Raw genomic sequence first — 15,344 nt, 5'->3', positions numbered from 1 at the left:
TTTTTGTAGTTTCTCTACTTGCTCTCGATTGAGATAATTTTTCGCTGGCATCTTTCACTTGTTAGACTAAATTTATTTTCAGATTATACCCTATTTAAATGCTTAACAGCTTAGATGTTTCACAATCAGTTTGCTGCTGTTGATTATTTATAAATAGTGTTAAAGGTGAATTTTATTAATAAATTCTATCATTGCTTGTGTCATATTCTTCTTCCGCAAATGAATCAGGATACACCGCACAACAAAGCTAGATTTAAATCCGGGAAAAAGTCACTTTGGGGGATTTGCTCATATTCGTGTTCGTGTAAGCGATAGAGAAAAAGCTGTTTATTTTCCCAAAACCAAACTTCTGTGACCCCAAACCGCTTATATTTCTCTAATTTTTTAATATTCCCGCTGGTATAGGCTACTTCAATGGCTAAATCCGAGTAGTCTTTGCCTTCAGTTCCTCCTACGTAATAGGAAAGATCCGGTTCCACTGAAGCGCCTCTTTCCTCAGCTTCAAGGGTGACACTACCAGTGCCATAAACGTTTATTCCGATTTCAGCAAAGTAGAGAGCTAACAGCACTCCTAAGATAGTGCTGACAACTTCATAGGGTTCACGGATAGTCATAAGCTCAAGAGTTCCATTCGATAGTATCTTATTCGCTAGTTGAGCTGAGGAGAATGGCTTCCGTAACCACGGCTTATAGTGGAATTAGAAGTGTAAACGTTTGTATCAAATATCGTGACTTTCAATTGGCTTTCCTTGGTGCATCCTGTGGGTGGAGTGGCTGCGATCGCGCTAGCGGCTACTGCTGCAACTTATGGTTGGCGCTACCGCAATGCACGGCTGGGTAAAAGCGGTTTAGATGTGATGGAAACGTTCAATCTCCAAAAAATTCACAAAAAAGTAGGGATTGGGTTTTTGGCGATAAGTATAGGTGTGTGGCTTTTGGGTTGGGTGACGACGGCGGAATTCACACTTGATGACTTGCTTGCTGGTTCTCCTCACAATTTGGTTGGATTGGCAGTTGTTATTTTAGTAATTACTAGCGCAACGGTAATATTGCGCTTTCGCCGCAGTTCTTGGGCTAGCTCTGTGCATTTGACTCTCAATGGTTTAGTGCTATTGTTGCTAACGGTGCAACTGCTATCCGGATTAGGACTTGTAAATCAGTTGTTACCGTAGAATGATCGCTACAGAAGTGTTTGATTCGTAACGGCTGACACCCCAATGCTGAATATTCCTCAACTACTGGCTCAAGAACTTTCCCTCAAGCCTTCTCAGGTGCAAAACGCTCTGGAACTCTTGGCTGAGGGGTCAACAATTCCTTTTATTGCACGTTACCGTAAAGAGCGCACTGGCGAGATGAATGAAGTTCAGCTGCGCGATTTATTTGATAGATATGCTTATTTGACTGAACTGGAGGAACGGAAAGCGGCAATTTTGGAAGCGATCGCATCCCAAGGCAAACTTACCGATGAGCTGAAAACCGAAATCGAATCTTGTTTGCAGAAAACCGAACTTGAAGACCTTTACCTACCTTACCGAGCGAAGCGACGAACACGCGCCACAATTGCTAGGGAAAAAGGTTTAGAGCCATTTGCCGAGTTTATCAAGTCGTTGAACCTTCCCAATGCAAAGCCTGTGTCCCTGGTGGAAACGGCAGCACAGTATGTTTCTGAAGAAAAAGGAGTAAAAACTCCTGAAGATGCTCTTAAGGGTGCTGCTGACATTTTGGCAGAAGAAGTGTCAGAACGGGCAAACTTGCGATCGCATCTGCGAGAATATTTGCTGGAGGAAGGCGTTTTTGTCTCGCGCATCAAAGATGAACATCCCGAAGGTTCCACCAAATTTGAGATGTACCGAAACTATCAAATGCGGGTGACAAATATCGCGCCACATAATATGTTGGCACTGCTGCGCGGAGAAACTGAAGGAGTGTTAAATTTAGAACTTTCCTTCGATGAAACAGTTGTGATGTCCTATCTAGAATCGCAGGAAATTAAAACGAAAATTCCTGCAATTCGAGACTTTTATCGAGCCATGCTCAAAGATGCGTTCAATCGCTTGATGAAAACTTCTTTAATTAGCGAAGTGCGTTCCGAAATTAAAACTTACGCTGATGTTGAATCTATCACAACATTTGAAAGCAATCTGCGCGAGTTGCTGCTATCTCCTCCAGCAGGAATGAAACCGACATTAGCCATAGATCCAGGTTTCCGAACTGGATGTAAAGTTTCTGTACTTTCAGAAACGGGAAAATTTTTGGAGTATCAAACTATTTTTCCACACCAAGCCTCCGCACAGCGCACTCAAGCGGCACAAGCTATCAAAAGAATGATTGAAAAGCACAATATTCAGTTGATAGCTATTGGCAACGGTACAGCTGGAAGGGAGACAGACGAATTTGTTTCGGAAGTTCTCAAAACGATGGATCGCAAACCAGTTAAAGTGATGGTGAATGAGTCGGGAGCGTCGATTTACTCGGCTTCTGAGGTAGCGATCGCAGAGTTTCCCGAACTTGATCTTACCGTGCGCGGTGCCATCAGTATCGGTCGTCGCTTGCAAGACCCTTTAGCTGAACTTGTTAAAATCGATCCTAAATCGATTGGTGTGGGACAGTATCAGCACGATGTAGACCAAAAATTGCTGAAGAAAAAGTTAGATGAAACGGTAGAAAGTTGCGTTAACTACGTCGGCGTAGATTTGAATACTGCCTCAAAGGAACTTCTAACTTTTGTTTCTGGGATGACACCAGCAGTGGCGAAAAATATCGTCAACTATCGTAATGAAAATGGTGCATTTAAAAATCGGCGACAACTTTTGAAAGTGCCAAAATTGGGGCCAAAAGCATTTGAACAAGCGGCTGGCTTTTTGCGAATTCGGGCTGGCGACAACCCGTTAGACAATACAGCAGTGCATCCGGAAAGCTATAAAGTGGTGGAAGCGATCGCTAAAGATTTAAATACTCCTTTAGATCAGATAACGCAGATTGCAGCAAAGCTCAAGTCGATGAACTTGAAAAAATACGTCACCGAAACAGTAGGCGAACCAACTCTACGCGATATTATTAGCGAATTGGAAAAGCCCGGAAGAGATCCGAGAGAACAATTTAAGTATGCAACTTTCAAAGAAGGTGTCAAAGAAATCAAGGATCTCACCGTAGGTATGGAATTAGAAGGAATTGTGACGAATGTAGCTAATTTCGGTGCATTTGTTGATATTGGCGTTCATCAAGACGGTTTAGTGCATATTTCGCAATTAGCAGATCGATTTGTTGACGATCCTAAGAAAATTGTCAAAGTTGGACAAGTTGTGAAAGTGCGAGTGCTAGAAGTCAATGAGAAATTGAAGCGAATTAGCTTGTCAATGAAATCAACAGGTTCCGTAAATAGCGGACGTGGTGGGAGATAGCAGTTTATTTCTTGTTCCCAGGCTTAGCCTGGGAATGCTATTAAGTCGGTAGACATTAACGGTGTATTTAATTGGGGTTACTCATACGGCGCTAGTCCTTAGTCTTGTTACCCAATATTTTAAGCTTGCCGCGCTACTACTTGCTTCTGCTTAATTACCTATTTGTTTCTATCGTCACATTCCATGTATCTAAAGTCGTACCAACAGTTTGATCCAGACCTGTCAAAGCATTGAGATAGGCAATAATTGCAGTAAGCTCTCTGTTTCTTGCTTCTACTAAGTTATTTTGAAAAGTCACCACTTGGAAAATTTCCCCTCTTCCCAATTTCAACCTTTCTTGTTCTATCTGTAATTGTCTTTCCGACAACTCCCTTGCTTGTTGGGCAAGCCTCACCTCCGAAAGTCTGAGATTCACATCTCTAACCCGGTCGGTTACTTGAATTTCTATACTTTGACGCAGATTTTCTAATGAATTATTTGCTTGGAGGAAGTTTACCCGGCTTCGCTGAAAATCTCGTTCTGCTGTGCGGTCGCCAAAAGTATGAGAAAAGACTAAGCCAGCAGCCAATTGTGAGGTGCTACTTACAGAGTTGTTGTACCTTGCATCAAAATCTAAGTTTAAGCGCCTGTTATTATCTGCTACCAACTGGTCTAATTTAGCTATTTCTAAGCGGAGTTGTGCTTGCAAATAATCAGGTCTATTTTGAAAAGCTACTGTTTTTAGTTTATTTAATTCTGGAGATACTGATGATAATACAATTCTTTCTACTGCCACAATATCCAGATTCTGTCCGATGTCTAAGATATCAAGCAAAGCTAACTTGGTAGAGGCAAGAGTATTTTGAGCAGCTAATAAACTAAGTTCTCGGTTAGCAACTTCTGTTTGACTTTGAACAATTTCAACTGGCGCTATTCTACCAGCATCAATTAAGGCTTGGTTAATCTGTAAGATTTGGCGGGCGCTTTCCAAGGAAAGCCGCTCGATTTCAAGTTGTTCTTGCGCCTGGAGCAAATCTCGATAGCCTAGAATAGCTGAGGTAATTGTATTGATTAGGGTAGATTTTAAAGCTTGAATATTGGCTCGTTCATCGAGTCGAGCAATTTCAATCGAAGCTCTATTAACAGCAGTTCCAGCACCTCTTAGTAGGGGTTGGGTAAAACGGAGTTGGAGATTTTGTCCAAGGATGTCGTTATTTATATTATCAATAAAATTATTTCCATTTGAGGTCTGGGTGTGAGTGTCCCAGCCAAAACTCAGCCTAGCTCCGGTAGGAATATTTACAGAAACAATTGCCCCAAGACCGAGATCAGCACTGGTTGATGTATTTGCCCCAGAACCGAAACGCTCAATGTTAAAAGATACATTAGGTCTAAGGTTAGGGATAAATTTATCTTCAGCTACTGCCAAGTTTTGTCTTTGGGCTATTCTTTCAAGATAGGCGTTTTTGATATCTGTGTTGTTCTGCACGGCTAAAATGACAACATCAGCGAGGTTTAATTGAATTCCTGGCTGAGGTGTTATTGGTTCTGGCTGGTTCGGTTTTTGTGTAGTTTGAGCGAATAAATTTGCTAGTTTTGTTGTTTTAGATGCAAGTAAATCTGAGGATTGGGGGTTAATATTGGTTGCCGATGGGAAGTCAACAAATTGCCTCGAAAGAGCGGGAAGTGGGCTAGAGGGATGCTGTAACTGGATATCAAGAGGCGTTAGGCTATTTTTGGTTTGGAGTTGGGGATCAGGCGGAATAGGGAACAGCGTTTGGGACATACGCAAAGCGATCGCATCTGGCTTTCCTCTTTGCTGTGGTGATTGGGGATTGACGCTATTGTGAGTTTTAGCCCCAATCCATAGGGGCGCGCGCCTAGAGGCGATCGCAACGCTAGACGCAGCCTTAACCTTAGCAGTAGGTTGTACTGTTGTCCCATCCGGTTTAAAAGCCGCAGCCAGCGTCATAGCCGTGCCAAAAATTGTCACCAGAAGCAGACAAGCACTGCCGAGCCAGGAACTAACTGGCGGCAAAAAATTGTCGAGAGAATCTGGATGTTGAGAAATTTGGCGATCGCGCTTGTACATAATAACTGATAGCTTTTAGCCAGTTGATTTTAGATTTTAGATGGAACAATTGGATGTTTAATTCAAAATCCTTTTATCCAGCTTGTAGCCCAAATAAATCTACTAAGAGAATCTAGGCGATAACGTGTGGTTCACCCTACGAGTTACGCAACGCTTTCACTGGATCGAGTTTGCTTGCTCTTAAAGCAGGCCCAAACCCAGCACCCACTCCCACCAGCAGAGCAGATCCTAAAGATAAAATTGCTATGCGTTTCTCAAATTGGTAAGGCAACTTAAAAGTCTCAGCGACAACAGTTGTCAACCCATGCACCGAGACAATGGCAGCACTTCCCCCGAATAAACTCAAGATTGCTGCTTCTAAAATGAATTGCAGCATGATATCTCGTCTAGTTGCGCCAATTGCCCGCCTTAAACCAATTTCTGGGGTACGCTCCATTACGGCAGCGATCGTAATATTAGCAATCCCAACACCACCAATTAGCAGCGAAATTATCCCGACTGCTGTCAGTCCGCGTGAAGCAAGTTCCAGAGTTTGCTTTTGCTCAAGGATCTTCTCCACATTGTTATAAGCATAAAATCGTTTGTCCGGGAAGCGCTGCTCTAACAGCAGCTTTGCTTGCTCTTGCAAATCTTTCAATTTTTCCAGCTTATAAGGGCGCAGTTGGAGAGAGCCAAGATCGCGGCTACCAGAGAGAGCGTGGTAAAACGACATTGGCACCAGTAGCTGCCCTTCCGGTTCCTCATCGCGGGGATTAGTCGGCACCACCCCCACAACTACATAAGGTCTTCCGCCGACATAAATAGTCTCTCCCACCGCCTCCTGACCCTGAAAAAGTTTGTCTAGTAAAAATTGATCGATCACCGCCACAGGGCGATAGTTTTCAAAGTCGGCAGGGGTGAAGAAGCGTCCCGCTAGCAATTTCTTCCCAGAGGTGAGAAAAAAGTCTTCCGAAACAGGTGTCATGGAAGGTTCAGCTTCTTGATCCTGAAATATGGTTGACGAAGGAGGATAGACCCAACTGGAGGCACTGATTGCCCGCACGCCGACTAGACGCTGGCGCAAAAATTCCATGTCTTCCAACTTCAGCTCCCCTTCCACAAAGATTCTGACTTGAGGCGCGTCTCCCTCTGCCAGTTGCTGGGCAATTACAGCTCTACTGATATTGCCAACTTCAAGCGTGGCACTAACCGCCGCTACACCCATGAAAACGCCCACGCTAGTGAGGACAGAACGTAAGGGGTTGCTGCGTAGGGAGTTAAGGGTGAGAGCGAGTAGGTCGAAGGGGGCGAGGCTCATGCCAATTGTGGATTTTGGATGCTCTTGATGTCGGATTTTTTCCTGGTTCCAGAGACTGGGAACCAGAAAAGGGAGGCGATCGCCTCTTTACTTTATTCAGATAGTGAGGCACACTAGCGATCGCATCCAGTGATCGCTCTCACACCCGGCAGAGTCGTTCAGAGACGAGCAATGGGGCAAAGCCAAGAGCCTAGGCATTTTCAGGCTTTATTTATTAATGAAATAATTTCTCAATCTCCCTCTTTTGATTCTTGTTCGGCAGTGACAGGCATTCCTGGCTCTAGCTCAGAATCAGGGCTTGGAAGCACAATTTTGTCACCTGGGCGCAAGCCAGAAGTCACTTCCACCTTAGTTACATCCTCTAGCCCCAAAGTTACGTTTCGTTTTTGCGCTTTGCCAAGGCGATCGCGTACCCAGACAAACGGTTTACCTTTAGAACGCTGAATGGCTTCCGTATCTAACACCACCACGTTTTTCCGCTGATCCAAAATGATTTCGACACTGACCTGAGAGCCTGGGATCAGCTTGCGGGTCGGCTGATCCATCTTGACTATTGCAGGTACGGTGACTTGCCCAGATTGGCTTTCTTGCTGCTCATCGCTGTTAGCGTTAGAAGCGATCGCCTGCGGATACAAGCTCAACACTCGTCCTTTAAATATCTGCGAATCGGGGCCAATCACGCTAATCCGAGCAACTTGGTTTACCTTCACCTTGGCAGCATTCAGGGTGGAAAGATTCAGTTCCACCAGTTCTTGCGAAGGGTCGCCCAGAGTCACCAAGTTATCACCCAAATTTACCCCGTTCCCATTTTTGACCATGATGTTGAGAACTTTACCCGCAATTGGCGCACTCACAATGTTGTTTTGCAGTTGCTGCACCAGACGTTCTAGATCCAGCTTCAGGCGCTGAATTTCGCTGGTAGTGGTGTTAACATCTGACTGAGCCTGACGCAGTTCAGATTGAGCAGCTGCAACCTTGTCTAAAAATTCCTGCTGGGAAGTTTGACCCTCCTGCTTCAAGCGCTGAAGTTCCAGGGTACTCGTATTCAGCGCTAATTGAGCATCGCGCAGGGCTGATTCAGCGGCGCGGACTTGTTGTTTTTGATCCTGAAGTTCTTTTCCCGGAATAAAACCTTTTTCAGCCAAAGCTTGCAACTGCTGGAGTTCCCCAGCTGCTGCTATTAGCTTTTCCTGTTCTTCAGCAATTTTTTCGCGGTTGCGGACTATTATCAGTTCCTGTGTCCGCATCTCTGCTTGCTTGTTGGGACGATTCTGGAGTTCCCGTTGGGCAGCATTTAGCTTTTCCGTCGCTTCCAGAACTTTCTGGCGGTTTCTCTCTAGGGTGAGTTCCTGTTTCTGAATCTCCAGCTGCTGGGCGGCGAGGCTAGTTTGTTGATCTCGGTTACGCAGAACAATCAGTTTTTGGCCAGATTTCACGCGATCGCCAAGCTCCACTAACACTTGCTCCACGGCGCTTTCTGCTGGAGACTTCAGGGTTTGTTGACCGCCTAGCTTCACTGTACCGCTCTCATTGATTTTATTCTCAACGTTGCCTCGCTTGACGGTAAGTAGGCGCACCTCAACCGGATCTGGTGAGCGATTCAGCAGCTTTGCATAATCTACCCATCTTCCAGCGCTCAAGATCGCCAAAACTCCAACACTTGACCAGACAAGCCATTGAACACCCTTCTTAAATTCTTTTTTACCTTGTTGTTCCATGCTCAATCTTTTGCCTGGTCAGCTTGCATATGTCTCACCCACAGAAGTTACAAAGCCGCATAACCCCTTCTCTAGTTAGGGAGAAGGGGTTAAGTAAGGGATAAGGAGTTTAAAAATTTGGATGCACCCGAATTTCAATGTCACTGATGATTTATCTACCGCTACTATATTTCACTGTAACAGCCCCGTAAAACTTACTTTTCGCCGCACTGCTGAATTAGTTTGGCGACTAGACCAGTCCATCCGGTTTGATGACTTGCGCCGAGTCCTGCACCGTTATCGCCATGAAAATATTCATAGAAAAGAATTAAATCGCGCCAATGCGGATCTGTTTGCAATATTTCCAAATCCCCATAAACAGGGCGCTGACCAGATTCATTTTCCAGAAAAATTTGGATCATCCTTTGGGATAATTCGGTGGCAACTTCCCAGAGGTTCATCATTTGCCCCGAACCAGTCGGACACTCGATTTTGAAATCATCGCCAAGGTAATGATGGAATTTTTGCAGGGCTTCAATAAGCAGATAATTGATGGGAAACCAAATAGGGCCACGCCAGTTGGAATTACCCCCAAATAAGCCGCTGCTAGATTCTGCTGGTTCGTAATTCACACAGTAAGAATCTCCATTTACATTGAAAATGTAAGGATGTTCAGCATGAAATTTGGAAACCGAACGAATGCCGTAATCGCTAAAAAATTCTTTTTCATCAAGCATTCTTTCTAAGATGCGGCGGAGTTTACCACTATAAGCGATCGCAAGTAATCTTCTAGCACCCACTCCCGGCGTTTCCATACAAGCCACATTTTTTTTCAGATTGGGGCGATTGTGAATAAACCACTCCATTCGCTGTTTAAAACCAGGCAACTGCTCTAAAGTTTCTTCTTCTATGACTTCCACTGCCAAAAGTGGTATTAATCCCACCATCGAACGCACTTTCAAGGGTATATAACTGCCATTGGGAGAATGCAGCATATCGTAGTAAAAACCATCAGTTTCATCCCACAGCGATTCCTCTTTTTCGCCCATCTGGTTCATCGCATCGGCAATATAGAGAAAATGTTCAAAAAACTTGCTGGCGATGTCTTCATAGGAGGGATTTTCTATTGCTAATTCTAGCGCGATCGCTAACATATTTAGACAGTACATTCCCATCCAGCTAGTACCATCCGACTGCGACAAATGTCCCCCCGTGGGCAGTTTCATATTTCTATCGAAGACACCAATATTGTCCATCCCTAGAAATCCGCCCTGAAAAACATTCTTTCCTTCAATATCTTTGCGGTTCACCCACCAGGTAAAATTAAGTAGTAACTTTTGAAAAACGCGCTCTAAAAACTTTTTATCAGCGCGACCATACATTTTTTTCTCAATGTTATAAACCCGCAACGCCGCCCAAGCATGAACAGGTGGATTTCCATCGCTAAAATCCCATTCATAAGCTGGTAATTGACCGTTGGGGTGCATATACCATTCTCGCGTCAATCGCTGTAGTTGTCGCTTGGCAAAGTCTGGATCAATTATCGCCAGTGGTATAACGTGAAATGCTAAATCCCAAATTGCAAACCAAGGATATTCCCATTTATCAGGCATGGAAATAATATCATCGCTGAAAAAATGAATCCAATCATGGTTTCTGATACCTTGTCGCGGTTCTGGTGGCGGTAATTCACCAGGATCTCCTTTTAGCCATTCCTCGACAACATAGTAATAAAATTGCTTGTTCCACAACATTCCCGCGAAAGCTTGGCGTTGCACGTTGCGCCTATCTTCTGTCAGCGAACAGGAAGAAGCAACACGCTGGTAAAATTCATCAGCTTCCCGTTTTCGAGTTTGAAAAATACTCTCAAACTGGGCGTCAAATGGTGCGGCTAAATCTGCGCGATCGCTCAACCGCGATTTGACAACTTTAGTTTCCCCCGCACCAACATTTAATAAATAGTGTGCTGCTACCTTAGTTCCTATTTGATTAGGATTAACAGCATCTTTCTTACCTTCAACAATATAATTGTTAATCCCATCTTTCACGTAGGGCGAGGAATTATTAACGCCAAACAATCTCTCCTTATTAGTTTCGTTTTCTGTAAACAGCAGTTCCGGTTCTCCCTCAGAATATAGCCAACGTCCCAGCGTTGCTTCCGAGGCTTCTACAATACTTAAACCTTGATCGTTTTTGAGCTTTTTTATCCGGGGCTTTTCATCAGCCTGATTCCAAGACCACGTATTACGAAACCATAGAGTAGGCAAAAGATGCAGACTCTTGGCTTCTTTTCCCCGGTTAACTACACTAATTTGAATTAAAATATCTTCTGAGTCAGCTTTAGCATATTCGACAAAAATATCAAAATAGCGGTTTTCGGCAAACACCCCTGTATCAAGTAATTCAAATTCTCGATCTTGATAACCTCTACATTTATTTTCTTCAACCAGTTGGGAATAAGGAAATGCTTGATGCGGATATTTGTAAAGACATTTCATGTAAGAATGGGTAGGAGTGTTGTCAAGATAAAAATAATATTCCTTGACATCTTCTCCATGATTGCCTTCCTTTCCTGTTAACCCAAAAATCCTTTCTTTAAGAATGGGATCTTCACCATTCCACAGCGCGATCGCAAAACAAAGTCGCTGATGATTATCCGAAATCCCCGCAATACCATCTTCCCCCCACCGATAAGCACGGGAACGCGCATGATCGTGAGGGAAATACTGCCAAGCAGCGCCATCGGGACTGTAATCTTCGCGCACAGTTCCCCATTGACGTTCGCTTAAATAAGGCCCCCAACGCCGCCAATAAGCCTGGCGATCGCGATCTTCTTCTAACCTCTTTTCTTCTTCAGTCATATTGTTTACTAGCAATGAAAACTAAGACTTTAAATTTGAAACCCGCGCAGGCGGGTTTAGTATGTATAGCCGCGAATAAGATTCGCCACTTATATTTTTACTAATTTTTCAAGTTAGATGCCGAATAATCCGACAAGGATTTCCCACAGCAACGACATTCGGCGGAATATCTTTTACAACCACACTACCAGCACCGATAGTAGTATTATCGCCAATAGTCACCCCAGGACAAATAATAGCACCGCCTCCAATCCAAACATTATTACCAATTTTAATCGGTGCAGCGAGTTCCAAACCACTTTGACGAATTTCTCGGTCTGTTGGGTGATATGCGGTGTAAATTTGCACATAAGGGGCGCATAAAACATCTTCACCGATATGAACAGTATTGCCGTCTAAAATTACACATCCATAATTCATGTACAAGCCGTCGCCAGCGTAAATATTGCTACCATAGTCGCAATGAAAGGGAGGAACAATTTCCACTTTTGCTCCCACCTTACCGAATAAGTCGTTAAGGATTTGCGATCGCAATTCTGGCTGTTCCTCAGTCGTCGCACTGTACATTCTTAACAGACGACGCGCCCGCTTGCTATCAGCAGCCAGTTCCGGGTCAGAAGGCAGATATAACTCCCCTGCTAGCATCTTCTGTTTTTCCGTTTTTTCCACGGTGTCACTCCCTGCACTATATTTCAAGAGTAAGAAGTAAGAAGGCAAAAGTCAAAAGAAGGATGAAGAAGGAATACAACAATCTGTTTCCTTCTTCATCCTTCTTTTGATTTTTATTTTATTTACAAATAGGTAGCGATCGCTTCTAGAAGTTCAGCACTTGTAAACGGTTTTGCTAGATAACCGTTTGCCCCCAAAATTTCTCCTTGCTGACGGACATTTTGGTGATTATCAGCAGTGAGAAAAATGAAGGTAATTGTGCCTGTAATCGGGTCAGAACGCAACACCCTCAAAACTTCGTAACCATCAAGTTTTGGCATTCTTACATCACACAAAATCAAATCGGGGACGAACTCTTTTGCCAATTGCACTCCCTTTTCGCCATTTTCAGCGCCAATCGCCGTAAACCCGCTTTCATCAAGAAGGTTCAAAATACTCTCGCGAATTAGTTCTTCGTCCTCAATTACCAACACTTTTGTCATCAGTTGCTATTTCTATTTTTTATTCCCATAGACGACAAAAGCTATGCTTAGCAATTCCCTTGCCAAAACTACTTAGAGCGGTTGTTTTATTTAAGATGCCAATATGCAAGAAACCTTATCTTGTTTCTGAGGACAAATCTGAGCCAATGCCCATTGATTTCTTGCTCTGCTTCAGCTGCTTCCAGAGACCCTTTATCTGGTCATAAGCTTCCTCTGGAGAAAGTTTGCCTCCAGTCTCTAGCGCCGAGATGTAAGAAACTTTCTGAGCAAATTCTTGCAGATTAGCATTAAAAGCTAGAAATTCCGGGGAAAAAGAGCCGTAGTAGCGGCTTTGAGGGTAGAGAAAGCTGTTTTTGCTCGCCCGCTCAGGATTTGTCATGGCTACCTTCTTATCAAATTGAGTTTATTGAGAAAATCTCTAATCATGCCACCTTAACCTAAGCTTAACCAAAAGTTCCCTACCCTAAGAGATAATTTTTACAAAAAGCAATACACAGCAGGGCTGCTTTGCCTTGCTGTGTAACGCCTGTGCTAATATTTTCGTTTTTTCGCTGATGGAAGCAATACCCACAAACTCCGAAGTCGGTGGGCATAAGTGGATAAAATACTACTGAGCGCTGGCGTTGCTAGTACCGCCAAGCGTGGCATAGCCAAAGGTGGCGTTAGCCATACGGCACCAAATAACAACAGATTTGAAGTTTGCCAGATTAATAGCGGCAGGAATTGGGTAGCGTTGAGTGCCGTTGAATTTATGTAATTTACCCAGGTTCACGTAGCCGTTTGAGTTTTGATAAGACTGCGGCGGCTTCTGTGATGCGTCTAAAATCACATGAAAATCAGGCCCTTGCTCGCTAGTCTTAAAAGACAAATCAAACTCTATATATCGTTGCCCATTGACGTTGATAATTCGAGCAGTTCCTCTGCAACAAAGATTCCAGGGTGAGTTGCCGGACGAGTTTGGGCTACAGCAATTCCATTTAAATTTGTTGAGAGATTAACTGCATTTAATAGTGTATTTCCTACAACTCCTGTGCCTACTTCAGAACCTACAAGAATTATGCCTAGTATTACCAAGTAGCAGATAAGTCTATTAGTAATTGCATATCCTCACAAGGATGCGATCGCCTTCTGGGGAGAAGTGACACCCAGATGCGATCGCACAAGAGGAAAATGGGCGATCGCCTTCTAGGAATAATGCTAGGGAAAGTGTCATAAACAGCTTGCGTAGCAGAATTAACCACCCCAGTTGGAATGTAAAAGCCATAACCCTTAGTGGGCGTATCCTGAAGGCTTTTCAAATTTATTCGTTTTTTCGGAATAGTTCGGAATGCGTAGGACTCCGTCCGAGGCGAAGCCATCGCTTACATCGTTCTTGTAGCAAATGTGTTACAAGTGGAACGTAGCAGGCGAGTCCAAGCACAGTCAATGGCAACAAATATCTTTGAGCATATGGCACAGAAGCGGTATTCAGTTCATCACCACAGCACTCCTTTGATGCGTTAAGCTGTCCGCGATATAAAATTGAATTAGTGAACATTCAAAATTAATATGAGACGTTTTTCCGTAATTTCCCTAACTCTGGCAGCTAGCGCCGCACTCATTTCCTCCCAAGTATTAGCAGCTATCTACAAAACAAGTCATCAGATGTCTGGTTTTTCAACGGATAGCCGTTACTATATATATCTGGAAAGTTATCGAAACGCGGCGACAGACGTTCCTAAAGCCAAACTACAAATTATAAATTTGCCGAGAAACACCTGCATTGAGAATGGCTGTTTAGAAACTGAATATACTGACGAAGCTAGGGAAACAGCCCCAAGTTTAACTACTAAATCGGCGGAAAATCAATTACTTAAGAAAACATCCGTTATTCGCTACAACTTGAAGCTAAATCGTCCGGCACCTGGAAGAAAATTGCCAGTCCTTTCTCGCAAAACTAACTCCGATGGCAGCGAAACTTATACTTTTATTTTGAATGATAAAAAGGAGAAATTAGAGGTTTTGATGCAGCAAAAGTATATCCCTTCAGTGGCATATGGAGGTAATGCTGAAGTAGATCGTGCTGCTTTGCGTCTTGAGGTAACTGCTAATTATCGCAAACGTACTCTTAGTACACTGAATAATTACCGCCAAAATGCTATGAAATATACGCTTAGGGAAGTGCGTCTAGCTCCCAATGGACGCAGCGTAGCGATTATTATGAATATGATGCAACCAAATGAACAGGGAGCGTTACAGACTACTTTGGTGCAGAGTTCTCCACTTTAAGTCACCCGGTTCTCGTTCCCAGGCTCCAGTCTGGGAACGACAGTAACCCAGTCCTCTTTCGTATAGGTTAGTTGAGCGTTAGTAAAGAATGAACTGAGTGAGAAAAAGTAGCGATCGCGCCTTCGTCCCAAGTTGCGCTACTCAAAAAGTCAATTTCGCAGCACATAACCAACGCCGCGCACGGTTTGAACTAGGCGCTTTTCGTTGTTTTCTTCGAGCTTCAGGCGCAGGTAGCTGTTCTCCTGCCAATGTGGAGTAAATAAAGATTGAGACTGAGCAACAATTCTACCATTCGGATTGCTCACCCATATTAGTAAATTGGGAGTTGTGCGGTTATCAATTGCTTTTTGCATCCCAGTTTGTACAGACATCATTTCACTGTACAATTCAATATCTCGCTCAAAGTGTTCGGCAATATGCTGAATATTCCTGCTGGGGAGCATTAATGAGAATCTGCTGCATTTTCCAAGTCGTCCAAACAGCAACGCTACTGACTCCAAAAATTGAAACAGCCGAGATACCTACTGTTAGACGAAACCGAAGTGAAAACGGATCAATGCGTTCCCTTATGTAGCTAATTCCCTTTTGATAGGCATTT

Annotated in this window: 12 protein-coding genes and 2 pseudogenes; 3 read left to right on the top strand and 11 right to left on the bottom strand. The window is 43.7% G+C overall.

Features of this window, described 5'->3' with window-relative positions; genetic code table 11:
* Positions 1 to 224 precede the first annotated feature (224 nt).
* Positions 225 to 641, bottom strand: a complete 417-nt coding sequence (locus H6F74_RS13030; protein ID WP_347269514.1) for a Uma2 family endonuclease — start codon at positions 639 to 641, stop codon at positions 225 to 227.
* A gap of 87 nt (positions 642 to 728) precedes the next feature.
* Here H6F74_RS13030 and H6F74_RS13025 point away from each other — a divergent pair, with 87 nt between their 5' ends.
* Both H6F74_RS13025 and H6F74_RS13020 read left to right on the top strand, forming a co-directional pair.
* Positions 729 to 1,172: a DUF4079 family protein gene (locus H6F74_RS13025; protein ID WP_190441607.1), complete on the top strand. Its 444-nt coding sequence runs from the start codon at positions 729 to 731 to the stop codon at positions 1,170 to 1,172.
* Between the two features lie 45 nt (positions 1,173 to 1,217).
* Positions 1,218 to 3,401, top strand: coding sequence for a Tex family protein (locus tag H6F74_RS13020; protein ID WP_190441605.1), 2,184 nt, complete (start codon positions 1,218 to 1,220; stop codon positions 3,399 to 3,401).
* Between the two features lie 154 nt (positions 3,402 to 3,555).
* Here H6F74_RS13020 and H6F74_RS13015 read toward each other — a convergent pair whose 3' ends face one another.
* The 9 genes and pseudogenes from H6F74_RS13015 to H6F74_RS12975 form a co-directional block, all read right to left on the bottom strand.
* Positions 3,556 to 5,472, bottom strand: a complete 1,917-nt coding sequence (locus H6F74_RS13015; protein WP_190441603.1) for a TolC family protein — start codon at positions 5,470 to 5,472, stop codon at positions 3,556 to 3,558.
* Between the two features lie 136 nt (positions 5,473 to 5,608).
* Entirely contained in the window at positions 5,609 to 6,769 is a 1,161-nt protein-coding gene (locus tag H6F74_RS13010) for an ABC transporter permease (protein WP_190441601.1), read from the bottom strand.
* Between the two features lie 230 nt (positions 6,770 to 6,999).
* A complete protein-coding gene (locus H6F74_RS13005) occupies positions 7,000 to 8,487 on the bottom strand; it encodes an efflux RND transporter periplasmic adaptor subunit (protein WP_190441599.1) in 1,488 nt (495 codons plus the stop codon).
* 194 nt (positions 8,488 to 8,681) lie between these two features.
* The gene (locus H6F74_RS13000) at positions 8,682 to 11,327 is read right to left on the bottom strand and encodes a glucosidase (protein ID WP_190441597.1); all 2,646 of its coding nucleotides are present in this window, start codon (positions 11,325 to 11,327) and stop codon (positions 8,682 to 8,684) included.
* A 108-nt stretch (positions 11,328 to 11,435) separates the two neighbouring features.
* Positions 11,436 to 11,996 (bottom strand): sugar O-acetyltransferase, encoded by a 561-nt coding sequence (locus H6F74_RS12995; RefSeq protein ID WP_190441595.1) that lies wholly within the window; start codon positions 11,994 to 11,996, stop codon positions 11,436 to 11,438.
* A 122-nt stretch (positions 11,997 to 12,118) separates the two neighbouring features.
* Positions 12,119 to 12,478, bottom strand: coding sequence for a response regulator (locus H6F74_RS12990; protein WP_190441593.1), 360 nt, complete (start codon positions 12,476 to 12,478; stop codon positions 12,119 to 12,121).
* Between the two features lie 115 nt (positions 12,479 to 12,593).
* Positions 12,594 to 12,857: a hypothetical protein gene (locus tag H6F74_RS12985; protein ID WP_190441591.1), complete on the bottom strand. Its 264-nt coding sequence runs from the start codon at positions 12,855 to 12,857 to the stop codon at positions 12,594 to 12,596.
* A 228-nt stretch (positions 12,858 to 13,085) separates the two neighbouring features.
* Positions 13,086 to 13,388, bottom strand: a pseudogene (locus H6F74_RS30010) (DM13 domain-containing protein); the annotation flags it as partial.
* 180 nt (positions 13,389 to 13,568) lie between these two features.
* Entirely contained in the window at positions 13,569 to 13,742 is a 174-nt protein-coding gene (locus H6F74_RS12975) for a hypothetical protein (RefSeq protein ID WP_190441589.1), read from the bottom strand.
* 284 nt (positions 13,743 to 14,026) lie between these two features.
* Between H6F74_RS12975 and H6F74_RS12970 the strand changes: the two genes are divergently transcribed.
* Positions 14,027 to 14,746: a DUF2259 domain-containing protein gene (locus tag H6F74_RS12970; protein WP_190441586.1), complete on the top strand. Its 720-nt coding sequence runs from the start codon at positions 14,027 to 14,029 to the stop codon at positions 14,744 to 14,746.
* Between the two features lie 149 nt (positions 14,747 to 14,895).
* Here the strand turns inward: H6F74_RS12970 and H6F74_RS12965 are convergent.
* Positions 14,896 to 14,979 (bottom strand): annotated as a pseudogene (locus H6F74_RS12965) (winged helix-turn-helix domain-containing protein); the annotation flags it as partial.
* Positions 14,980 to 15,344: the final 365 nt, after the last annotated feature.

It is taken from the genome of Trichocoleus sp. FACHB-90, assembly GCF_014695505.1.
Classification (GTDB): Bacteria; Cyanobacteriota; Cyanobacteriia; order Cyanobacteriales; family FACHB-T130; genus Funiculus; species Funiculus sociatus.
The sequence above is the reverse complement of the archived record's forward strand: the minus strand, read 5'-3'. Positions and strand labels throughout refer to the sequence as shown.

Coding starts and splice junctions, on each gene's coding strand:
- H6F74_RS13000 (WP_190441597.1), bottom strand. CDS start 11,327: ATGACTGAAGAAGAAAAGAGGTTAGAAGAAGATCGCGATCGCCAGGCT.
- H6F74_RS12975 (WP_190441589.1), bottom strand. CDS start 13,742: ATGGCTTTTACATTCCAACTGGGGTGGTTAATTCTGCTACGCAAGCTG.
- H6F74_RS13010 (WP_190441601.1), bottom strand. CDS start 6,769: ATGAGCCTCGCCCCCTTCGACCTACTCGCTCTCACCCTTAACTCCCTA.
- H6F74_RS12990 (WP_190441593.1), bottom strand. CDS start 12,478: ATGACAAAAGTGTTGGTAATTGAGGACGAAGAACTAATTCGCGAGAGT.
- H6F74_RS13015 (WP_190441603.1), bottom strand. CDS start 5,472: ATGTACAAGCGCGATCGCCAAATTTCTCAACATCCAGATTCTCTCGAC.
- H6F74_RS13020 (WP_190441605.1), top strand. CDS start 1,218: ATGCTGAATATTCCTCAACTACTGGCTCAAGAACTTTCCCTCAAGCCT.
- H6F74_RS12985 (WP_190441591.1), bottom strand. CDS start 12,857: ATGACAAATCCTGAGCGGGCGAGCAAAAACAGCTTTCTCTACCCTCAA.
- H6F74_RS13005 (WP_190441599.1), bottom strand. CDS start 8,487: ATGGAACAACAAGGTAAAAAAGAATTTAAGAAGGGTGTTCAATGGCTT.
- H6F74_RS12970 (WP_190441586.1), top strand. CDS start 14,027: ATGAGACGTTTTTCCGTAATTTCCCTAACTCTGGCAGCTAGCGCCGCA.